Origin of the sequence: Paenibacillus sp. yr247, from assembly GCF_900103825.1 — a bacterium.
Taxonomy (GTDB): domain Bacteria; phylum Bacillota; class Bacilli; order Paenibacillales; family NBRC-103111; genus Paenibacillus_E.
On sequence record NZ_FNIF01000017.1, the window covers coordinates 60,786 to 82,754 of the forward strand.

The window sequence follows — 21,969 nt, forward strand, 5'->3', positions numbered from 1 at the left end:
TCAATTGTTTTAGTGTTTAAAGTGACGAACGCCTGTCATGACCATGGCAATGCCATTTTCGTTCGCTGCACGGATAGATTCTTCGTCTTTAATGGAGCCGCCTGGTTGAATTACAGCTGTGATTCCTGCTTTTGCAGCCATTTCGAGCGTGTCGCCCATTGGGAAGAAAGCATCAGAGGAAAGGACAGCGCCTTTTGCCTTGTCGCCCGCTTGCTCGATAGCGATTTTCGCTGCGCCAACACGGTTCATTTGACCAGCGCCTACGCCAACCGTCATATCGTCTGCAACGAGTACGATCGCGTTAGATTTAACGTGCTTAACTACTTTCCATGCGAAAAGAAGTTGTTTCATCTCTTCTGCCGTCGGCTGGCGCTCGGTAACCACCTTCAGATCAGCTTCAGTGAGCTGGTAAGCATCGCTATCTTGAACAAGCATGCCGCCTTCAACTGTTGTAACCACTGGCTCCGCTTTGCGTCCAGCTGCTGTATCTAAGCCGCTTACTTTGAGTAGGCGAATGTTTTTCTTTTTGGACAAAATATCTAGAGCTTCCGGTGTAAAATCAGGTGCAATGACGATTTCCAGGAAAATCTCATGCAGCAATTGAGCTGTCGCTTCATCAACCGCGCGGTTCGCAGCAACGATACCGCCAAAGATGGAAGTAGGGTCAGCGGCATACGCCTTTTGATAAGCCTCAAGGACGTTCGTTCCGATACCTACGCCGCAAGGATTCATGTGCTTAACGGCTACAACTGCCGGCTCGCTGAACTCTTTGACAATCTGAAGCGCAGTATTAGCGTCATTAATATTATTGTACGATAATTCTTTCCCATGCAGCTGCTCAGCTGTCGTGATGTTGCCAGCAGCCGCATTTGGCTTACGATAGAAAGCCGCGCTTTGATGCGGGTTCTCTCCGTAGCGAAGCTCCTGCATTTTCTCATAAGTAACCGTATAACGCTCTGGGTAAGGCTCACCCATCTGTTTGGACAAGTAATCAGCAATCAAAGCATCATAAGAACCCGTATGGCGGAACACTTTGGCCGCAAGACGTTTGCGCGTTTCCAGCGTCGTATCTCCGGTCTCTTGAACTTCTTCCAGCACCTTCGCATAATCGCCTGCATCCACAATAACGGACACGAACGCATGATTTTTTGCTGCTGAACGAAGCATCGTCGGTCCACCGATATCAATGTTCTCAATCGCTTCCTCGTAAGACACATTAGGCTTCGCAATCGTTGCGGCAAAAGGATACAAATTCACGACAACCAGATCAATATAATCCAGGCCGAGCTTCTTCATGCTCGCTTGGTGCTCTTCGTTGTCACGAACCGCCAGCAGACCGCTGTGAACCGCTGGATGCAGCGTTTTGACGCGGCCGTCCATGATCTCAGGGAACCCAGTAACCTCGGAAATACCGATAACCGGCACCCCTTTATCCTTCAACAAACTTTGCGTACCGCCAGTAGAAATGATCTCAACGCCCAGCTTCGCCAGCTCGCTCGCGAATTCAACGATACCCGTCTTGTCGGACACGCTGATCAGTGCTCTTTTGATTGCCACTATGCTTCCTCCCAGAAAATTGATTTGTATGTTAAAAATTCTAAATGACTTATTACCGCCACTGTAACACTGTAGAACATCCTTAAAGTAGCTAATTCTTCCGCTTAGCCCAACTTAGCGATGAAAACCATCCTTAACCCCGACCAAGCTCACGCAAATGGCCTAGATCAGCTACTTTAAGTGATATCAAACATTAGCTACTCAAGTGCCTAGCAAATCCATCAAGCGTTGATGTAAAAAGTACAGCAAATCCAGCCAAAATCGGCGTTTTTAGGAGAAATCCTGCAAAAAGTAAATCTAAATCGGCGAATATGACCTACTTTGGGTAAAATTGCGAATTTTTGATGTATAAAATACATGATTGTTACTCAAAATCAAAAATAATCTATGATTTGCTGCACTTTTTGCATGTTGTTGTTAAAAAACATCCTTAAAGTGGCCATCACTAACGGCTCAAGTCACCTTGGGGAGCATACATTTGTTCATGATCAGCAGGTTAGGCATTCATCCCAGTTAACCGCATCAGTTAGTATTGTAATTTGTTAAATGCTCGTATATAGGAGTTATCCACAGAGGATCTCAATCAGGCGTTACAGCACCAAGACATATGACTAACAAGCTCATGCAGAGGTACGCAGACACCGCAAAAAGCCAGCCCCACATCCTACAGCCGCACGCTAATCCTGCGGCCATCCAAGATCACGCGATCCTCGCGCAGCCAGCGAATCACCTGCGGCAGCAGCACGTGCTCGGCCGCATGAATCCGTTCTGTGAGCGATTCCGCGGTCTCGTGCTCGTGGATCTCCACGGCGCGCTGCGCGATGATCGGTCCTGTGTCCAGCCCGCCGTCCACGAAGTGAACGGTGACGCCGGTTTGCTTCACGCCGTACTCGACGGCTTGCTCGATCGCGCGCACTCCCGGGAATGACGGCAGAAGCGATGGATGAACGTTGATCATACGCCCGAAGTACGGCTCAACAAGCACATTTGTAATGATGCGCATATAGCCGGCCATCACGACCAGATCTACCTGACGATCCTGAAGCTCCTTCAGAATAAGAGCCTCATAGGCCTCTCGATTTGCATATTCCCGTGGACGGAAGGCGAACACAGGCACCTTTGCTTCCTTAGCACGCTCCACCACAATAGCCTCAGGACGGTCACAGACAAGAAGCTCGATGCGGACATCAAGCTTCCCCTTTTGTAACTGATCCAAGATGGCCTGGAAATTCGAGCCGCTGCCCGAAGCAAAAATCGCTATTCGATAAGGCTCCATTACACCTCAGCTCCTTGGAACTTCACCACACGCTCACCTTCGGTAACAACACCCAAACGGTAGGCTTGCTCGCCTTGCGCTTCGGCTGCTGCAATCGCCTTCTCAGCATCGTCCGCTCCCACGATAATAACCATCCCGATCCCCATGTTGAACGTGCGGAACATATCGTTGTTCGAAATGCCGCCCTCACGCTGCATCAACCCAAAGATCGGAAGAATCGGCCACGATCCATATTGGATTTCGACGTTCACGCCTTCAGGCAGAACGCGCGGAATATTTTCGATAAAGCCGCCGCCTGTAATGTGTGCCATACCTTTAATAGCAACGTCTTCCAGCATCGCCAGAACTGGCTTCACATAAAGCTTAGTTGGCTCCAGCAGCACATTACCGAGCTTATCGCCCAGTTCTTCCACATGCCCTTGAAGCGTATAACCGCCATCTTCCAGCAAAAGCTTACGCACAAGAGAAAACCCGTTACTGTGCACACCGCTTGATGCTAGACCTAAAACCACGTCTCCAGGACGGATCGTTGTACCGTCGATTATTTTTTTCTTGTCGACGATTCCAACCGTAAAGCCGGCAATGTCATACTCCCCTGACGCATACATGCCCGGCATTTCCGCCGTTTCACCACCGATTAGTGAGCAGCCAGACTGCGCACAACCGTCAGCGATCCCTTTAACGATAGCTTCAATTTTCTCTGGAACTACTTTGTCACAAGCGAGATAGTCGAGGAAAAACAGCGGCTCCGCGCCTTGAACGATAATATCATTCACGCACATCGCGACAGCATCGATCCCAATCGTATCATGCTTATCCATGGCAAAAGCGATCTTCAGTTTCGTGCCCACGCCGTCCGTACCAGATACGAGAACAGGCTCCTCGTATTTGTCTTTGTTCAAGCTGAACAGCCCGCCGAAGCCACCGAGGTCAGTTAACACTTCAGGACGGAATGTCCGTTTGACGTGCTTTTTCATCCGTTCTACTGCTTCGTTCCCTGCCGCGATATCGACTCCAGCCTTTTTGTAAGCATCCGACACTTCGCTTCCACTCCTTAGTTTTGTCTATGTATCGGGAGGTCGTCCGCCTAAGCGAGACCAACCCGTTGAGTCTATTCCGATTTTTTTGCATTTCCCTATCTATTAACCAATTAGTCGCAAGCACAACCAACCTTCGTAACATCAGCAATTTCTGTTGGGTAGCTGTTATCGAAACAAGCTGTACAGTAGCCGCTTTCCGCTCCTGCCGAGCCTTGTCCGATCGAATCTAACAGCCCTTCCTTTGTCAGAAAATGCAGGGAATCCGCATTAATCGCCTTGCGAATTTCTTCGATTGAATTCATTGCAGCGATCAACTCTTTGCGATCCGGCGTATCAATTCCGTAGTAGCATGGATTCATGAAAGGCGGCGAAGAGATTCGCACGTGCACCTCGGTGGCGCCAGCTTCCCTAAGCAAATTAACAATTCGTAAGGAAGTTGTTCCACGAACGATAGAGTCATCAATCATGACAACACGTTTGCCTTCGACCACTTTGCGAACGGCGCTCAGCTTCATTTTAACCCCTTGCTCACGAAGCTCTTGGCTTGGAATGATGAACGTCCGGCCTGTGTAGCGGTTCTTGATCAGACCCAGCTCATAAGGGATACCCGTTTGTTCCGCATAACCAATTGCAGCCGAAATACTCGAATCCGGTACTCCGGTTACGATGTCCGCATCAACGAAAGCTTCCATCGCCAGCTTCTTACCCATCCGTTTACGTGCCGAGTGAATATTAACCGTATCGATGTCACTATCCGGACGAGCAAAGTAGATATACTCCATGGCACAAATCGCACGCCGGCTGCCTTCCGCAAAACGCTCTTCATGAAAGCCATCGCGATCCAGTACGATAATCTCACCAGGCTGCACGTCACGGAAATAAGTCGCTCCCACGGCATCGAATGCACAAGATTCAGAAGCAAATATATACGCTTCTCCTAGACGGCCAATCATGAATGGACGCAATCCATTCGGATCAAGCGCAGCAATCAATTTATCTTTGGTGATAACCAGGAAAGCATACCCGCCAATCACTTGATTCAGAGCATCTTTCACAGCATCTACGATATCATCATGCTCTGAACGGGCAATTAGATGTGCAAGAACCTCCGTGTCGCTTGTGGTTTGGAAAATCGATCCCTTCCGCTCAAGCTCCCGTTTGATTATGTTCGCATTATCGAGGTTTCCATTGGTTGCAATCGCAAGGTCGCCCTCACGGTATTTGAAAACAAGCGGTTGTGCGTTCGCCAGCTTACTTTCGCCTGCTGTTGAATAACGTACATGAGCGATAGCTGTCGAGCCTGTGAGAGGCTCCAAATTATCATTGGTGAAAACTTCTTTGGCAAGTCCCATACCGCGATAATAGTTAAAATTACCGTCATCTACTGTGCAGATGCCGGCACTTTCCTGTCCGCGGTGCTGCAGGGCATGCAGCCCGTAATAGCACAAAGAGGAAGCGTCGGGATGACCATACACCCCGAATACCCCGCACTCTTCATTCAGCTTATCCAACAATCCGCCTTGGCCGCCTACACCTTCGTTGAAATATTCACCTGTCCAAAGCTCATGCTGTTTTTCTCCTAGTTGAACCAAGGGAGCAGCAGGGAGCTTTAGGGCCTCAGATTGTTTTATGCCATTAGACATGGGATCGCATCCTTCCAGACTTTCGCCAGCTCGCTTACCGGAGACTGGAGACGCTGTTCGTTGTTGATTTTAACGTTCAGATCTGTACCTGTAACTGTTCCAATTTCTTGATAAGGCACGCCTTGCGAAGCAATCCAGTGCTTAAGGGCATCCGCTTTGTCTGGTGACGCACTCAGCAAAATACGGGATTGTGTTTCACTGAACAGCGTGAAATCAGGGCGAAGCTCAGAAGCTACGTTAACCGCTGCGCCTACGCTCCCACTGATACAGCTTTCAGCCAAAGCAACCGCTAGGCCGCCTTCGGACAAGTCATGTGCAGAAGCAACAAGACCTTCTTGAATGGCCTTCAATACAGCGTTTTGCAGACGTTTCTCCGTAGCCAAGTCCAATTCAGGAGGACGGCCTTCGGTTACACCGTGAATCACATATTGGAATTCGCTGCCGCCGAGCTCCGCTTTCGTCTCGCCAAGCAGGATGATAATGTCGCCTTCTTTTTTGAAGCTTTGCGTTGTGATGTGGTCGATGTCATGCACAAGACCAACCATCCCGATAACCGGAGTTGGGTAGATTGCGCCTTTGGCATTCTCATTGTAAAGCGAGACGTTACCGCCGATAACCGGCGTATCCAAGAAGCGGCAAGCTTCTGCCATACCGTCTGTGGATTTCTCCAGCTGCCAGAAAATCTCCGGCTTATCCGGACTACCGAAGTTCAGGTTGTCCGTAACCGCGAGCGGCTCAGCGCCGGAGCAGACAACGTTACGCGCTGCTTCCGAAACGGCGATCCTTCCGCCTACTTCCGGATCGAGGTACACATAGCGTCCGTTGCAGTCGGTCGTCATCGCGAGGCCCTTGCGGGTACCGCGAATGGTCACAACCGCTGCGTCCGAACCCGGACGCACTGCCGTCTCCGTACGAACCATGTAGTCATACTGGTTGTACACCCACTCTTTGCTCGCTACCGTCGGTGACGCGAGCACCGATTTAAGCGCATCCGTCAATTTCGTTACCTCAGGGTAACGAGTCGTATCAATGGATGCGCTAGCCTCGTAATAAGCCGGCACCTTGCTCGGCTTATTGTACACCGGGCACTCGTCGACGAGTGCGCCGACAGGCATGTTCGCCACGACTTCACCGTGGTGGATCAGCTTCAGGTAACCGTCATCGGTTACCTTGCCGACTTTGGCGCAGTGGAGACCCCAGCGCTCAAAAATGCCCTTAGCTTGCGCCTCATGCTTCGGCTCAACCACGAAAAGCATACGCTCCTGAGACTCAGACAGCATCATTTCATACGCTGTCATGCCTTCTTCGCGCTGCGGAACTTCATCAAGGTAAAGCTCCATGCCGTTGCCCGCTTTACTAGCCATCTCTGCGCTGGAGCAAGTAAGCCCCGCAGCGCCCATATCTTGAATTCCGAGCACGATGCCGGAATTAATTAACTCTAAGCACGCTTCCAGTACGAGCTTCTCCATGAACGGATCGCCCACTTGTACCGCTGGGCGCTTCGCTTCGGACTCTGCCGTCAGTTCCTCGGATGCGAACGTCGCACCGTGGATTCCGTCACGGCCCGTTGCTGGACCGACGTAGAAAACTGGGTTGCCAACACCCTTGGCAACACCGCGTTGGATCTTATCGTGGTCGATGAGACCAACACACATCGCATTAACGAGCGGGTTCCCCTCGTAGCTCTCATCGAACATTACTTCGCCGCCGACTGTCGGAATCCCGATACAGTTGCCGTATCCAGCGATTCCTGAGACAACGTGCTCGAACAAATACTTCACGCGGTCGTTTTCCAGTTTGCCGAAACGCAAAGAGTTCAATAGCGCTACCGGGCGCGCGCCCATTGAGAAAATATCACGAATAATGCCGCCCACGCCTGTCGCTGCGCCTTGGTATGGCTCAATCGCCGAAGGGTGGTTATGACTTTCAATTTTGAAAACAACTGCTTGGTTGTCGCCGATATCTACAATCCCTGCGCCTTCGCCAGGTCCCATCAGAACGCGAGGTCCTGTGACTGGGAATTTACGAAGAACAGGTTTAGAATTTTTATAAGAGCAATGCTCGGACCACATAACGCTGAATACGCCGATCTCCACATAGTTCGGATTGCGTCCAAGGAAGCCGCAAATTTTGGCAAACTCTTCGTCGGTTACGCCCATTTGCTTGTAAATTTTCTGTTCCGCGATTTGCTCGGCTGTTGGTTCCTTAGCGGATAGCTGCTGCGTCATGTTTCTCCCTCCAAGCGCTTAGAATTGATGTGAACATTTTTTTGCCGTCTGCGGAGCCCAGAATCTCATGAATGGCACGCTCCGGATGGGGCATCATACCAACAACATTGCCAGCTTTATTGCTAATACCTGCAATATCGTCAAGCGATCCGTTCGGGTTGTTGCCCGCTTCATAACGGAAAATGATTTGTTTGTTTTCTTGCAATTCTTTCAGCGCAGCGTCATCACAATAGTAGTTGCCTTCGCCGTGAGCGATAGGAATATTGATCAATTCGCCTTCCGCATAATCACGCGTGAAAGCCGTGTTGTTGTTCTCAACTTTTAGAATCGCTGGGTGGCAGCGGAACTTCATGCTGTTATTGCGCAGCAAAGCGCCCGGCAGCAATCTTGCTTCCGTCAACACTTGGAATCCGTTACAAATACCTAGAATGTATTTGCCTTCTTCCGCAGCTTTAACAACAGCTTTCATCACGTTCGTAAATTGTGCAATCGCTCCGCAGCGCAGATAATCCCCGTAAGAGAATCCACCCGGCACGAGGATGCAGTCGTATTTGGACAAATCGCCTTCTGTATGCCAAACATAGTCAACCGGCTGACCGATTGTATCTTCGATTGCTTTATACAAATCGATGTCACAGTTCGATCCCGGAAATACAAGAACCGCAAAATTCATGACGTTTTCCTCCTTAGAGTTTTGCCTTGGCAAAACTTTCTTCGTAAGCATGTGCTGAGTTTTGCCTTGGCAAAACTTGCTTCGTAAGCATTTACTTTGGTATGTTACGCCAACTCGTAGCGGTAGTCTTCGATGACCGTGTTAGCAAGTAATTTCTCGCACATAGCTTTTACGCGTGCTTCAGCTTCTGCTTTATCCGTTGTTCCTAATTCCAACTCCAAATATTTACCTATGCGCACCTTGCCAACTTCCTCAAAACCCATGGAATGAAGCGCTCCTTGCACCGCAGTTCCTTGAACATCCAATACGTTCTGCTTGATCGTTACGTAGACCGTTGCTTTCATTTCTCATCTCTCCTTAGCGTTATTCGCCAGAGTAGCTGGCATTGATTTATTCAGTAGCCCAATTAGAAGTCCCTAAAGGCTCTTATTTCTCATTTTTCTTCCCATTTTGAAGAGATAGCAGCCTCTAAAGACTCTTATTTCCCGCAAAAGCAGCTATTTCAGCGATAATCCTGCAAATAAGAGGCCCTAAAGACTCTTATTTCGCATACTTTTGCTCATCTGTTGAAAATAAGAGCCTTAAAAGACTCTTATTCTTTTCTTGTGAGGTGGGTGCGGTCAGTTTTATGAAGGGGAACGTCACTAAGGAAATCAGTAGCACTAACTTCGCCACGCTCTAGCAATTTCCCCACCCATCATTTTTTCGTTAATCCACCAAACGGTGTAAAATTTCTTTATATCGGTTCGATGTTTCTTCCACAACAGACGCTGGAAGCTCATCCGGCTCACTATTTTTATCCCAACCTGAACCCGCTAAGTATGTACGAACGGGCTCTTTGTCCATCGAATCGATCTCGATATCCAGGGCGTATTTATCTTCTGACCAGTAACGCGAGGAATCCGGCGTGAAAATTTCATCAATAATAATAAGTTCACCCGCATAAAAGCCGAATTCAAACTTCGTATCTGCTAAAATAATGCCCTTTTGCTCACAGATGGAATGCGCCAGCGTATAAAGCATAATGCTTCGCTCCTGCAGCTCATAAGTCAGCGGTTCGCCGACTAATTCAATCATTTGTTCCACGGAAATGTCCTCATCATGACCGACATCATTTTTGGCCGCAGGTGTGAAAATAGGATCTTGCAAGCGCTGGTTTTTGCGTAAGCCTTCAGGCAGTTTACGACCGTTAATCTCTCCGTTTTTCTCGTACTGTCTCCAGCCGTTGCCTGTGATGTACCCGCGAACCACGCACTCAATGGAGATGCGGTCCGCTTTTTTCGCTACAATAATACGTTCTTTCAGAAGCTCTCTATTTTCAGGACTTGGAATAATGTCATGAAGCTTTTCAACGTCCGTGTGTACGATGTGATTGCTCATATAACCGCTCGTTATGCCGAACCAGTATTTACTCAGCGCGTTCAGAACGTATCCCTTATCAGGAACACCGGGCTTCAAAATGTAATCAAAAGCCGATATTCGATCCGTCACTACGAGAAGGAAATTTTCGCCCAAATCATACAGCTCACGCACTTTCCCCTTATGTACCAGAGGCGCGTTAATCATATCCGTTGCTGAATCCAGTATATTGCTTGCCACGAACCACACATCCTTTCCTGCTAAATTCTATTTCAAACCTAAACGGTCGAAGATCGTGTCTACATGTTTCAAATGCCAGCTCGGATCGAAGCAATCCGCGATTTCAGCTGGGCTCAAAGCCTCTGTAATAACAGTTGCATTCTCTACGATCTCGCGGAAAGAACGCTGCTCTTCCCAAGCCTGCATCGCTCTTGGCTGTACCGTATCGTAAGCCTGCTCACGCGAAAAGCCTTTGTCGATCAGCTTCGTCATCACGCGGCCAGAGAAAGGTACATCGTAGGTGCTGCGCATGTTGCGCTTCATATTTTCAGGGAACACAGTCAAGTTCTTGATGATGTTGCCTAGACGGTTCAGCATGTAGTTAAGCAATTGCGTCGCATCCGGAAGGATAATACGCTCAACTGAGGAGTGCGAAATGTCGCGTTCATGCCACAGCGTCACGTTCTCATACGCAGAAATCATGTGACCGCGAATGACACGGGACAGACCGGAAATGCTCTCGCAACCAATCGGATTGCGTTTATGCGGCATTGCCGAGGAACCTTTTTGACCCTTAGCAAAAGGCTCTTCAACTTCACGGAACTCACTCTTCTGAAGCGCGCGAATTTCAGTTGCAAATTTGTCTAGGGACGTAGCAACCAACGCAAGCGTTGCCATGTACTCAGCATGACGGTCACGCTGCAGCGTTTGTGTCGAGATTGGTGCTGCTGTCGTACCAAGCTTGCCGCACACATATTGCTCAACGAACGGATCAATGTTCGCGTAAGTACCTACGGCACCTGAGATTTTACCGAATTGCACGCCATCAGCTGCAAAGCGGAAACGCTCCAGGTTACGCTTCATTTCCTCGTACCAAAGCGCCATTTTCAGACCAAAAGTCGTCGGCTCTGCATGCACGCCATGGGTTCTGCCCATCATCGCTGTATCTTTATGTTCAATCGCTTTATTGCGAAGAATTTCAATGAAGTTCTGAATGTCTTTGTCCAAAATCTCGTTAGCTTGTCTCAGCAAGTAGCCTAGTGCCGTATCGACAACATCTGTCGAAGTCAAACCGTAGTGAACCCATTTGCGCTCAGGCCCAAGTGTTTCAGACACAGCTCTCGTGAAGGCGATTACGTCATGACGAGTCTCTTGCTCGATTTCATAAATGCGGTCGATGTTGAAGCTGGCGTTCTCGCGCAGTACTTTCACATCTTCCTTTGGAATAATTCCGAGCTCTGACCAAGCCTCGCAAGAAAGAATTTCAACTTCCAACCATGCTTGAAACTTATTTTCTTCGGTCCAAATGCGTGCCATTTCCGGGCGTGTATAACGTTCGATCATTTTGCCGTTCCTCCAATGATTTTCATTTACTTAGTTTCCCAAATGCCAGTGCGTTCTATCCAAGTCAGCGCTTTAAGGACATCGTTTGTGAGGAGATTGATATGTCCCATCTTACGTTTCTCTTTCGCTTCCTTCTTGCCATACAGATGAACCTTCGCGCTGACGCCGAGATCTTCACTCTCTAGAAAGCCTGGTTGGTCGATTTGCTCTTGAAGCGGTTCGATATGCTCGCCAAGCAAATTCACCATCACGACAGGAGACATAAGCTCCGTCGAGCCTAACGGCAAGTTGCAAATGGCGCGAACATGCTGCTCGAACTGCGAAGTCCGGCACGCTTCCATGGTGTAATGACCGGAATTGTGCGGGCGCGGCGCAAGTTCGTTGACGTAGAGCTGACCATCCTTTGTTAGGAACAGCTCGACGGCGATCAATCCGATGACGCCAAGCGATTCTGCGATTCGGATCGCAAGCTTCTCGGCTTCCTGCTGCACTTCTGTTGGAATGCGTGCCGGAACGATGGATTGATGCAGGATGTTATGTACATGTATATTTTCCGCTGCAGGGAAAGCCTTCACTTCACCTCGAGGACTTCTCGCTGCAATGACGGATAATTCTTTGTCAAAATGAATGAATTGTTCGAGAACGAGTTCGGTTTTGGCCCGGCTCAGCGTTTCGTAAGCCTCTTCTATTTCATCCACTGAGCGGATGACCCATTGGCCTTTACCGTCATAGCCGCCTGTTGCTGTTTTGAGCACAGAGGGCGTGCCGAAGCGCAATACCGCGTCTTTTAGTTCAGCTGCACTCCTGATTTCAGCGTAAGGAGCAACTGGTACGCCCGCTGCTTCAATCGCTCTTTTTTCACGAAGACGATGCTGGGTTGTATATAAAAGCTCACTCCCTTGGGGAACATAGGACTCATTCATTAGAATGTTCGTCACATGGGCATCGACGTTCTCGAATTCATACGTGATCACATCCGAACGAGCAGCCAGCTTCCTTGCCGCTTCCACGTCGTCAAAGTCCGCCTGAATTTGCTCATCGGCGACTTGACCGCAAGGCGCATCCTCCGTGGGATCAAGAGTCACGAAGCGATAACCCATGTTGCGTCCGGCCAAGGCCAGCATACGGCCCAACTGCCCGCCGCCCAAGATGCCGATGGTGCCGCCTGGCTTGATGACCTTACCGCCTGCTTCTGTCATAACAGGTCACTGCTTTCAATCACCGTTTGCGCAATTCGCTCGCGACGCGCTCTGACCTTCGCTTGCAGCTCCGGCTCGAATGCGCCGAGAATTTGCGCAGCCAATAGGCCTGCATTCGTTGCACCCGCATGACCGATTGCGACCGTCGCAACAGGAATGCCGCCTGGCATTTGTACGATCGAAAGCAAGGAATCGAGTCCGTTCAGCGTGGACGTTTTGACTGGAACACCAATAACCGGAAGCTCCGTTTTGGCTGCTACCATCCCTGGTAGATGCGCAGCGCCTCCCGCTCCGGCAATAATCACTTGAATGCCGCGGCCTGCTGCCGAAGCTGCATATTCGAACATAAGATCCGGCGTTCTATGCGCGGAAACTACCTTTTTCTCATAAGGCACTCCCAGCTCTTCCAGCATGTCGCACGCGTGCTTCATCGTTTCCCAATCCGACTGGCTTCCCATTATGACACCAACACGTATCATCACAAACCTACTTTCAAATAGAAGTTTTAAAACCTCATTATAATAAATTCAATCATATCATCATCAAACCCAAAAACGCCCAGAGCTAGAATACGTGATTCTATCCGCTGGACAGCAAAAGAACCGAATGCAAAAAGACCATCGTCTTCCTATGGTTTCCCTCATTCGCTTCCTCGTAGTCCAAAAATTCATGGTTTTTGGGTAGAAACTTTCAGGCCTTATCCCTGATTTTATACGAGTTGATTCGACATTTTCAATTAGTGCGGCTTCATTTCCCGCTTCCCTAGTTTACTACCAACTAACGTGCCATGTCAATTTCAAAAAACGAACGATTTCAGTCTTAATCTTTTGTATAGTTCGCTTTTTAGCCATATTTTTAATCTCTTAACCGGTTTGCGATCGAAGATGAGATTCTCATCTTCGCAGAGAGCCCATCAGTCAGTAATAACACTTCCGATAAACAAACGTTCCTAACGATGATAATTTTCGACATGTCCTCCATTCGCATATACGCAACCGCTAGCAAAAGGGGCTGTCCCAAAAGTCAATTTGGGATGTTATGTATACCTTTTAATGTACTATGCTAGGGTAACCAGAATTTGCTGAGGGAACGTCGATGCGTTAATTAGACGAAAACACCCGAAATCATTAGGAAGAGGAACGACGATGCGTTATTTCGCGTTTTTTTTCCTCCGGATCGTTCATATTGATCAAATAGCGCACTCACGTTCCTCTCATTCGATTTCAAGATCAGATTCACCAAAATAACGAATCGACGTTCCGCTAACTAAAGGTCGGGTGACTTTCCCTTACAATCGAAAGTAAACAAAAAATGAGGTGGCAAGAATAACCTTGCCGCCTCATTTTTTGTTTTTCTGTACCCCTAAAGGAAAGTGAATTTACTTTTATCAGCCATTCCCAAAGGTTCACACTACACAGCGGAAACTTCTTTCACAGACCCCGTTTGTAGAGACATATCTGTGTCTTCTGGATTTGGATTAAACTGTTTTTCACTTTTCGCAATAACAATTGTCGCCACACTATTACCAATAATGTTCGTAATCGCTCTCGCTTCCGACATGAATCGGTCCACCCCAATCAGAAGCGCCATGCCTTCAATCGGAATGACATTATTGGGAATTGCGGTTAATGTAGCCGCCAATGTGACAAAGCCCGATCCGGTTACGCCAGCTGCACCTTTTGAAGTTAGCATCAGAACGCCGAGAAAGGTCAGGATCTGTAACAAGCTTAGTTGTACACCGTAGGCTTGTGCAATGAATAACCCTGCCATAGACAAATAGATCGATGTACCGTCGAGGTTGAATGAATAACCCGTGGGAACCACAAGACCTACGACGGGCTTGGATGCGCCGAACTTCTCCAGCTTTTCCATAACGCGCGGCAATGCGGATTCGGATGAAGACGTCCCTAGTACTAGCAGCAGCTCTTCTTTAATGAATCGCAGGAGCTTAATAATGCTGAATCCATATATTCTGCAAATAGTTCCGAGCACAATAAAGATGAACAACACCATGGTCACATAAACGGACCCCATCATCTTACCGAGAGAGAACAACGAATGCACGCCGAATTTGCCGATTGTATAAGACATGGCACCAAAAGCAGCAACCGGAGAGAATTTCATGATGATTGCTACAATGCGGAAGAAAATTTCATTCATTTTCTCTAAGAAAGTCGTAACCGGTTTAACTCTATCCCCAAGGCCAGCCATCGCCAATCCAAACAAGACAGAGAAGAATAGAACCGGCAGCATATCACCTTTGGCGAATGCAGCCATCACGTTATCCGGAACGACACTGGTAATGAAATCTATGAAGCCGTGACTGCTGGCTGCCGCTTCTTTCGTATATTTCGCAACATCTGCGGCTTTCACAGCATTTGTGTTCATTCCTGCGCCAGGTTGAAAGATGTACATGACAGCTATACCGATAGCCATCGCGAACGTAGTTATAATTTCAAAATACACCAGCGCCTTGCCGCCGATTCGACCTATTTTCTTCAAATCCCCCATACCGGAGAACCCGATTACAATGGTAAAGAAAACAATTGGTGCAATCACCATTTTGATCATTTTCACGAACACATCGGAAAGTACTTTTAAATTTTCCGCCTGCTGCGGGAAAAACTGACCTACCGCGATCCCGAGCACAATGGCGATCAAAACCTGTAGTGTTAAGTTTTTTCTAAGTTTCATTGTGAAATCCTCCTTATTCTAAACCTGAACTAGGCTGTGCACTTTCTCTCTTCGTCTTCTGGCGACCCCGTCTTCATAAGCCGCTTCTATAACTGCATCTCTTACTCGTTCAGCTACCGATTGATTGAATACACTTGGAATAATGTAATACTCATTCAACTCATCCTCTTGAACAACCGAAGCAATAGCCTTGGCTGCAGCAAGCTTCATATTTTCTGTCACTCTAGTCGCCCTGCAATCCAGCAATCCCCGGAACAAACCTGGGAAACAAAGCACATTGTTAATCTGGTTCGGGTAATCCGAACGGCCGGTAGCCATAACCCGCACATAAGGCTCTGCCTCTTCGGGGAGAATTTCCGGCGTCGGGTTAGCCATCGCAAAGACGATCGGATTGTCCGCCATTTTGGCGATGTCTTCACTTTTAAGTACACCCGGACCCGATACACCGATAAAAATATCCGCTCCTTCAATAACTTCTGACAGCGATCCTTGTATCTGCTTCGGGTTCGTATGTTCCGCATACCATTGCCAAAACGGATTGTCGTAAACGCCATCACTTGTAATGGCTCCCTGTCGATCGACACCAATAATATTTCGAACACCTGCAGCCATCAGCATTTTGGTACAAGCCGTCCCTGCCGCGCCAATGCCGCAAACCACGACTTTGCAATCCTCGAGCTTCTTGCCCACAATCTTAACGGCATTAAATAATCCTGCCAAAAGCACAACAGCTGTACCATGTTGATCATCATGAAAAACCGGAATATCCAGTTCCTCGATAAGCCGCTGTTCAATCTCAAAGCATCTAGGCGCAGAAATATCCTCTAGATTGATTCCGCCGAACGTTGGGGATAGCGCTTTCACGATACATACAATTTCATCTGTGTCCTGTGTAGCCAGACATATGGGGAACGCATCGACGCCTGCTAACTGCTTAAACAGCATCGCCTTTCCTTCCATTACGGGCATAGCTGCTTCGGGTCCAATATTGCCCAGACCGAGTACGGCAGTTCCATCCGATATGACCGCGACTGTATTTCGTTTGATTGTGAGCGTATGGGCAAGCGACGGTTTTTCGTGGATTGCCATGCACACCTTAGCAACACCCGGTGTATACACCCTGGAGAGATCATCTCGATTTTTGATTGGATACTTGGGACTCATTTCAATTTTTCCGCCCAAATGAAGCAGAAACGTTTGATCCGAAACATGAACGATTTTCACACCCGTCAATGTGCGGATGGCCGTTGCAATCAATTCGGTATGCTTGTTATCGTATACATTGATCGTGATGTCCCGAACCGTGATGTTTTTGTCCGTTCTAACGACGTCAATGGCTATAATATCCCCGCCTGTATCACTAATGGCAGTGGCCACACTGCCGAACGACGCTGTATCCTTATCCAATTCTAGTCTCAAAATAATACTTGTATGAACTCCCGATGGGATTGACACGTTCTTCACCTCAAGCGATATCAGACTTTGTTACATCTATTTCTGTTTTTCATGATATCGCTTTCAAAAGAAGGCGTGAAGAATTTGACCATATTGGTACTTATGGTCTTTTTGGTCTTCACTTTGACTTATGATCTATTGTTCTCTTTCTTCCACACATACCTATTGATCGGGCGCCCAATCCCGCCATATTCAAGGTCAAGCTTGACCTGCTTATTCTTTTCCAAAAACTCCAGATACCTACGTGCAGTAACCCTTGCCAATCCTACGCCCTCGGCTACTTCTTCGGCGGATAAAGATTTGTGCTGCTGCATCAGAAACAGCATGACTTGATTCATCGTCAGTGCTTGCAGACCTTTAGGCAAATCCATTTGCATGTTGACAGAAGGTACTTTAGAAATTGGGGCGATTTCGTTTCCGTGTAAAAGTTGATCCAATTCAGCCTGCGTTAACGTCGATTCCTTCCCTAATCTTCTTTTCATCGTCCGATAATTTTCCAACGCCTCTTGGACCCGTTCAAACTTAAAAGGCTTCATGATATAGTCCACTGCCCCTTGATGAAGCATCCGTTGGATCGTAGGGATATCATTAGCGGCCGTAATCACAATAGCATCCGTACCTAACTGTTCATTACGAATCTGCTGCAGCACATCGGTTCCGTTTTGACCCGGCATATAAATATCAAGAATAACTAGGTCTGGCTTCAAAAGACGGACTTTCTCTATACCATCTATGCCATTAGATGAAATCCCTACGATTTCAAAGCCGGGAACCCTTTCAACAAATTGCCTGTTCACTTCAAGAACCATCGGATCGTCCTCAATAAGTACGACTCTATACATGCATTTCTTCCTCTCTTGTATGCATCGGGAAAGTGAGAATAAAGCTCGTTCCCACGCCAAGTGTGGACTCCACTTCCAGATGAGCCCCGCATTTGTTCACAATATTTCGGATTAAATACAAACCAATGCCCCTGCCTTCGTCAGCCTTTGTCGAGTAGCCTCGCTCAAACATGCGCTGTTTGGTTTCCTCATTCATTCCTTTTCCATTATCCTCTACCAAAATCGATAATACTTCATCATCCTGCTCGATACTGATAAAGACCTCTTTATTGCCTTCCTTCTGTTTCAGGGCATCAAAAGCATTCTCAATCAGATTCCCCAAGATGACCACAACGTCGTGCTGATCCAAATTTTCCGGAAATCGCACCAACCTGCTTGCCCGGTCCAAACGAACCTCGACGCCCAACTCTCTGCCGCGGCTGATTTTCCCCAAAAGTAAACCGGCCGCGCTCTCATTCGCGATCTTGCTCGAGACAAAACTGCTAAGCTCGGATTGCGCTTCCATTGTTTCGAACAAATAATCCAGCGCCTTCTGCTTATGATCAAGTTGGATCAAACCACCGATGGTATGCAGCTTGTTCATATATTCATGATTCTGCACACGAAGGGCGTCAACAAACGCTCTTACTCCGGTCAACTCTTCAGCGATTTTCGTTACCTCCGAGCGGTCTCGAAAAATAGCTACTGCGCCAACCGTTTGATGCCCTACTTTAATAGGAACCCGATTACTCAAGATATGAGCAGGACCAATATGCAGCTCTTGGTTGTAAATAGCATGATTAAGCTGCAAAATTTCCGGAAGTCTCGTATCCGGCAGTACTTCTCGGATAGGACGTCCGAGTACATCCCCTTCGATTTGAAGCATTTTCTTGGCTTTATCGTTAAAAACCGTGACGTATTCATGGCTGTCTATGGCAATAACACCTTCATGCATCGCGTTGAAAGTAGCTGTTCGCTCAACGAGCAGCTGTGCGATTTCAACAGGCTCTAAACGAAACATCTGCTTCTTAATATGCCGAGAGAGCATCCACGAACCCCAAATACCAAAAAGTAACGACAAGAGGACCGTCACATATATTTGTCCCCGCATGTCGAGAATGATCCCGGTTAGTCCCGGCACCAGTTTCCCAACCAATACGACACCTACCTGTTCGTGCTGCTCGTTCATGACAGGTACGAAGGCTCTAAGCGCTGTCCCTTGTTCTCCTTTTGCCCTGGAAAGATACGTATGCTCGGCAAATGCAGCATGCTCGTCCTCCCCCTTCGAAAGCTCCCCGATCCGGGAGGATGACGGGTGAGACCAACGAATGCCGTTCATATCCAATACAACAATATAGTCAACGTCATTAATAATGCGCAGACGTTCGGTGATTGGATTAATTTCCTGCCTTCGGCTCTGTTCGGTTAGCCCGCTGATGATAGAAGGCAATTGGGTAACCGTTCGCGCAGTAACAAGCAGTCTCTGTCCAAGCTCTTGTTCCTGAAGGTGAATCACACGGCCTATTAAAATGATACCTCCGATACAAATCGCAAATAATACGATGCCGAACGACAGGATCGTAATTTTCCAACTCATGCGAAGCCCCTTGATCTTCAAAGCCGATCACCCACTTTCTAGCTTACCGTTAATTTCAACCATCATCCTGCATTATGTTACACTGATTTTATTATACAGAACAAATGGGGGTCAAAATGAGAACGTTTGTCGGTATCACTATGTTTCTTTTAATCGGCCTCCTGACCGCGTTGGGATTCGGTTTCTCCTGGCAGTTTAATAACGGGCCGCTCGTTAATGATGATGAACAGATCGGACTCGGTCAACAAACGATCATTCGATTCAGCTATGTCGTGGCGGAGAATACACCCAAAGGATTAGCAGCTCAGAAGTTCGCCCAATTAGTCAAAGAAAAGACCTACGACACCATTAAAGTCGAACTATTTCCAAACGGTACTCTATACAACGAACCCGATGAAGTCGGCGCTTTACAGAAGGGCAGCATTCAAATGATCGCGCCAAGCTTTTCTAATATATCCGAAGTCGTCCCCGAATGGATGGTCATGGATCTTCCCTTTGTTTTTCAAAACGAAGAAGATGTAGACAAAGCATTTCAAGGCAAGATCGGAACCATCCTGCTGCGCAAACTAGAACCAAAGGGCATCGTCGGTCTCGGCATTTGGGCTAACGGGTTCCAGCAAATGACTTCAAACCGCGGTATACTTGCTCATCCGGAAGATTTTCGAGATTTGAAATTTCGAATTCTTCCAAGCAAGGTAATCGAATCCCAATTTCGCCAACTTCATGCAAAGACAGTCCCCATTCCTTTCAACCAGGTTTACCGCAGTATGGAATCTGATCAGGTAGATGCCGGGGAGAACACCATTTCGAACATTTATTCTAAAAAGCTGTATCAGGTCCAAAAATATTTAACAATAAGCAATCATGCCTATTTAGGTTATGGTGTGCTAATGAATAAAGTATTTTGGGATAAGTTAACGGCCGAACAGCAAAAGACAATCAATGAAGCCATGCAGGAAGCGACAATTTGGGCAAATCAGAATGCGATTGCCCTCAATAGCAAACAATGGAACGAGTTACAAAAGATTGGGCAGATGAACGTTCACATCCTATCCAAAGAGGAACGCGATGAATGGCAGCAGGCGCTTGAGCCTGTCTATGAAGAAGCTCAATCTTACATTGGCAAAGAGCTCATGGATGCCGTGAACGAACTCAGACACGAATACACTAGAAACCATATGGGGTTAAACTAATAAAGGCGCCGCAATGGTGCGAAGAGACATTCTTATCTCTTCACCCACACTGCAGCGCCTTACCTATTATCAACCATTTACGAGCAAATTGCCGCTTCATATCGTAAGGCGGCACCGATCACGGCCAACTCTCTAACTAAACCAAGCTGTTTAAACACGTGCAAACTGCTGTTAACAGTCATCGCATTAATATGTGGATACTTAACGATCAAGGCTTCACAAATGTCCTTGACCGTTGTGTAGCTGCCCTGCGCATAAAGAAACTTAAGCAACGCATACCGCTGCGGTGTTAAGGTAATATTTTTGGCACGCATCCGCTGCAGCGCTTGATTCAGATCATGTTGTACCATCATGGAAACCTCCTCTGCGATTTTATTGGAATGTATGATGAATACCTTTAGCGGTTCAAATGTTGTAAATAACCTGACCCTGGTTCGTTGTTAAGTAGTTATGGTTCATCTGCATTTTTCTTTTTAATTAAAATTATTATAATATAATACTTATTTTATTTTAAATGATAATGATTGTCAATACGATTGGATACTCCTCCAAGGTGATTTAGAAGATACATCCATAAAGGGCGCACAAAAAAATCTTCTCCTAATATTTCATTAAGAGAAGATTTCCGGTGATTCCATTTCCGTAATTCACAAGTCAATACCAGACTAGTAAGTACCTATCCTAAGCTGTTCCAAAGGTAACGCCTAAATCCCGAAGCAGCTTGCGATAAGCGATGCTCAAGCGATCTGATCTCAGATGCAGCTCCGCTTGGAGATCGAGCGGCAGCAGCTCAGGCTTCTGGTTTTCGACCATTTCTCGATCCTGCTCGATGAGCAGATCCTGGAACTGAACGAAAACCTCGTCGGGTTCCTCATAAGCATAGTTCCTCTGCTTCAGCATGAACGCTTTGCTTTGCTGCTCCGTCTCTGGCAGCACCATCAGGAACAATCGGAAGATGTGGTCCGTATCCCGATCTCTTTTGGTAAAAGCGACAGTGAGCGGACCGAACACTTCGTAAACATATCTGCTATGTACACCGCGTCCCATTCCATCCGGATCGGGTTGATACACGATAATTTCCTCCGAACGGAGTACACCGTCTTCCTCAACTACGTGATAATCCGCGATTTCCGTGAAATTGCTATCCCCAAGCAGACCCTCATGCACGAACATAAGATGGGAGACATCGAGGAAGTTCTCTATAAGGCGAGGCCCAGCGGCTTGCAAAGTATACGGTCCCATGAACACTTCCTTGAAACCCTCAGGGATATATCTACTAATGTTCGGCAGCGGACTAGCTGGTGTACCTAGGCACACCCAGATGAATCCATACACTTCCACACAGGCGTAGACGAACGCTTTCGCTTTGGGAGGAATCGCTCGATCTGCGGGCAGAGACGGAATTCGCGTACAGGTACCGCAACCGTTGTACGACCAACCATGATAGGCGCATACGAGTTCATCTCCCTTGACTTTGCCCAGTGATAGCGGCACTCCCCGATGAATACATAAGTCCTTAAAAGCGTGGACGCCATGCGAGGTGCGGAATACAGCCAATTTTTCCCCTAGAACGATTACAGGTACCGGTCGATCTGTAAGAGCTGACGACAACAACACAGGATGCCACTCGTCAAGCAAAGCCATATCATGTATTGTCATCGTCCTAACCTC

The 21,969-nt window shown here is 47.7% G+C and carries 18 protein-coding genes and 1 riboswitch; of the genes, 1 reads left to right on the forward strand and 17 read right to left on the reverse strand.

Features of this window, described 5'->3' with window-relative positions:
• Positions 1 to 9: 9 nt before the first annotated feature.
• The 15 genes from purH to BLT91_RS21900 all read right to left on the reverse strand — a co-directional run bounded on the left by purH (position 10) and on the right by BLT91_RS21900 (position 19,105).
• Complete coding sequence (purH, locus tag BLT91_RS21830) at positions 10 to 1,557, reverse strand: bifunctional phosphoribosylaminoimidazolecarboxamide formyltransferase/IMP cyclohydrolase (protein ID WP_090824889.1); 1,548 nt, start codon at positions 1,555 to 1,557, stop codon at positions 10 to 12.
• 664 nt (positions 1,558 to 2,221) lie between these two features.
• Positions 2,222 to 2,833, reverse strand: coding sequence for a phosphoribosylglycinamide formyltransferase (purN, locus tag BLT91_RS21835; RefSeq protein ID WP_090824891.1), 612 nt, complete (start codon positions 2,831 to 2,833; stop codon positions 2,222 to 2,224).
• On the reverse strand, positions 2,833 to 3,873 hold the full coding sequence (purM, locus tag BLT91_RS21840; RefSeq protein WP_090824893.1) for a phosphoribosylformylglycinamidine cyclo-ligase: 1,041 nt from the start codon (positions 3,871 to 3,873) through the stop codon (positions 2,833 to 2,835). The genes purN and purM overlap by 1 nt, the downstream gene beginning before the upstream one ends.
• Positions 3,874 to 3,983: 110 nt before the next feature.
• Entirely contained in the window at positions 3,984 to 5,516 is a 1,533-nt protein-coding gene (gene purF / locus BLT91_RS21845; RefSeq protein ID WP_090824895.1) for an amidophosphoribosyltransferase, read from the reverse strand.
• Positions 5,501 to 7,744, reverse strand: a complete 2,244-nt coding sequence (purL, locus tag BLT91_RS21850) for a phosphoribosylformylglycinamidine synthase subunit PurL (protein WP_090824897.1) — start codon at positions 7,742 to 7,744, stop codon at positions 5,501 to 5,503. The genes purF and purL overlap by 16 nt, the downstream gene beginning before the upstream one ends.
• Positions 7,722 to 8,417 (reverse strand): phosphoribosylformylglycinamidine synthase subunit PurQ, encoded by a 696-nt coding sequence (purQ, locus tag BLT91_RS21855; RefSeq protein WP_090824898.1) that lies wholly within the window; start codon positions 8,415 to 8,417, stop codon positions 7,722 to 7,724. The genes purL and purQ overlap by 23 nt, the downstream gene beginning before the upstream one ends.
• Before the next feature lie 104 nt (positions 8,418 to 8,521).
• Positions 8,522 to 8,761, reverse strand: coding sequence for a phosphoribosylformylglycinamidine synthase subunit PurS (purS, locus tag BLT91_RS21860; RefSeq protein WP_079414612.1), 240 nt, complete (start codon positions 8,759 to 8,761; stop codon positions 8,522 to 8,524).
• 364 nt (positions 8,762 to 9,125) lie between these two features.
• Positions 9,126 to 9,983, reverse strand: coding sequence for a phosphoribosylaminoimidazolesuccinocarboxamide synthase (locus tag BLT91_RS21865; RefSeq protein ID WP_090824951.1), 858 nt, complete (start codon positions 9,981 to 9,983; stop codon positions 9,126 to 9,128).
• 60 nt (positions 9,984 to 10,043) lie between these two features.
• A complete protein-coding gene (gene purB / locus BLT91_RS21870) occupies positions 10,044 to 11,339 on the reverse strand; it encodes an adenylosuccinate lyase (protein ID WP_090824900.1) in 1,296 nt (431 codons plus the stop codon).
• A 26-nt stretch (positions 11,340 to 11,365) separates the two neighbouring features.
• The gene (gene purK / locus BLT91_RS21875; protein ID WP_090824902.1) at positions 11,366 to 12,538 is read right to left on the reverse strand and encodes a 5-(carboxyamino)imidazole ribonucleotide synthase; all 1,173 of its coding nucleotides are present in this window, start codon (positions 12,536 to 12,538) and stop codon (positions 11,366 to 11,368) included.
• Complete coding sequence (gene purE, locus BLT91_RS21880) at positions 12,535 to 13,020, reverse strand: 5-(carboxyamino)imidazole ribonucleotide mutase (protein ID WP_090824904.1); 486 nt, start codon at positions 13,018 to 13,020, stop codon at positions 12,535 to 12,537. The genes purK and purE overlap by 4 nt, the downstream gene beginning before the upstream one ends.
• A 153-nt stretch (positions 13,021 to 13,173) precedes the next feature.
• A riboswitch (purine riboswitch) is annotated at positions 13,174 to 13,275 on the reverse strand.
• A 673-nt stretch (positions 13,276 to 13,948) separates the two neighbouring features.
• Positions 13,949 to 15,232 (reverse strand): dicarboxylate/amino acid:cation symporter, encoded by a 1,284-nt coding sequence (locus tag BLT91_RS21885; RefSeq protein WP_090824906.1) that lies wholly within the window; start codon positions 15,230 to 15,232, stop codon positions 13,949 to 13,951.
• 18 nt (positions 15,233 to 15,250) lie between these two features.
• The gene (locus BLT91_RS21890; RefSeq protein ID WP_090824908.1) at positions 15,251 to 16,687 is read right to left on the reverse strand and encodes an NAD-dependent malic enzyme; all 1,437 of its coding nucleotides are present in this window, start codon (positions 16,685 to 16,687) and stop codon (positions 15,251 to 15,253) included.
• 128 nt (positions 16,688 to 16,815) lie between these two features.
• Entirely contained in the window at positions 16,816 to 17,529 is a 714-nt protein-coding gene (locus BLT91_RS21895) for a response regulator (RefSeq protein WP_090824909.1), read from the reverse strand.
• Positions 17,522 to 19,105 (reverse strand): ATP-binding protein, encoded by a 1,584-nt coding sequence (locus tag BLT91_RS21900; protein WP_090824911.1) that lies wholly within the window; start codon positions 19,103 to 19,105, stop codon positions 17,522 to 17,524. The genes BLT91_RS21895 and BLT91_RS21900 overlap by 8 nt, the downstream gene beginning before the upstream one ends.
• 116 nt (positions 19,106 to 19,221) lie before the next feature.
• Here BLT91_RS21900 and BLT91_RS21905 point away from each other — a divergent pair, with 116 nt between their 5' ends.
• Positions 19,222 to 20,298, forward strand: a complete 1,077-nt coding sequence (locus BLT91_RS21905; RefSeq protein ID WP_090824913.1) for a DctP family TRAP transporter solute-binding subunit — start codon at positions 19,222 to 19,224, stop codon at positions 20,296 to 20,298.
• 77 nt (positions 20,299 to 20,375) lie between these two features.
• Here BLT91_RS21905 and BLT91_RS21910 read toward each other — a convergent pair whose 3' ends face one another.
• Positions 20,376 to 20,651: a Fur family transcriptional regulator gene (locus BLT91_RS21910; RefSeq protein ID WP_090824915.1), complete on the reverse strand. Its 276-nt coding sequence runs from the start codon at positions 20,649 to 20,651 to the stop codon at positions 20,376 to 20,378.
• 328 nt (positions 20,652 to 20,979) lie between these two features.
• Entirely contained in the window at positions 20,980 to 21,957 is a 978-nt protein-coding gene (locus BLT91_RS21915; RefSeq protein WP_254777061.1) for an aromatic ring-hydroxylating dioxygenase subunit alpha, read from the reverse strand.
• Positions 21,958 to 21,969: the final 12 nt, after the last annotated feature.

Excerpts from the sequence above, each read along its gene's own strand:
- purN (WP_090824891.1), bottom strand. The coding sequence starts at position 2,833 with ATGGAGCCTTATCGAATAGCGATTTTTGCTTCGGGCAGCGGCTCGAAT.
- purF (WP_090824895.1), bottom strand. The coding sequence starts at position 5,516 with ATGTCTAATGGCATAAAACAATCTGAGGCCCTAAAGCTCCCTGCTGCT.
- purL (WP_090824897.1), bottom strand. The coding sequence starts at position 7,744 with ATGACGCAGCAGCTATCCGCTAAGGAACCAACAGCCGAGCAAATCGCG.
- purQ (WP_090824898.1), bottom strand. The coding sequence starts at position 8,417 with ATGAATTTTGCGGTTCTTGTATTTCCGGGATCGAACTGTGACATCGAT.
- purS (WP_079414612.1), bottom strand. The coding sequence starts at position 8,761 with ATGAAAGCAACGGTCTACGTAACGATCAAGCAGAACGTATTGGATGTT.
- BLT91_RS21865 (WP_090824951.1), bottom strand. The coding sequence starts at position 9,983 with ATGATTAACGCGCCTCTGGTACATAAGGGGAAAGTGCGTGAGCTGTAT.
- purB (WP_090824900.1), bottom strand. The coding sequence starts at position 11,339 with ATGATCGAACGTTATACACGCCCGGAAATGGCACGCATTTGGACCGAA.
- purK (WP_090824902.1), bottom strand. The coding sequence starts at position 12,538 with ATGACAGAAGCAGGCGGTAAGGTCATCAAGCCAGGCGGCACCATCGGC.
- BLT91_RS21885 (WP_090824906.1), bottom strand. The coding sequence starts at position 15,232 with ATGAAACTTAGAAAAAACTTAACACTACAGGTTTTGATCGCCATTGTG.
- BLT91_RS21895 (WP_090824909.1), bottom strand. The coding sequence starts at position 17,529 with ATGTATAGAGTCGTACTTATTGAGGACGATCCGATGGTTCTTGAAGTG.
- BLT91_RS21900 (WP_090824911.1), bottom strand. The coding sequence starts at position 19,105 with ATGAGTTGGAAAATTACGATCCTGTCGTTCGGCATCGTATTATTTGCG.
- BLT91_RS21905 (WP_090824913.1), top strand. The coding sequence starts at position 19,222 with ATGAGAACGTTTGTCGGTATCACTATGTTTCTTTTAATCGGCCTCCTG.
- BLT91_RS21910 (WP_090824915.1), bottom strand. The coding sequence starts at position 20,651 with ATGATGGTACAACATGATCTGAATCAAGCGCTGCAGCGGATGCGTGCC.
- BLT91_RS21915 (WP_254777061.1), bottom strand. The coding sequence starts at position 21,957 with ATGACAATACATGATATGGCTTTGCTTGACGAGTGGCATCCTGTGTTG.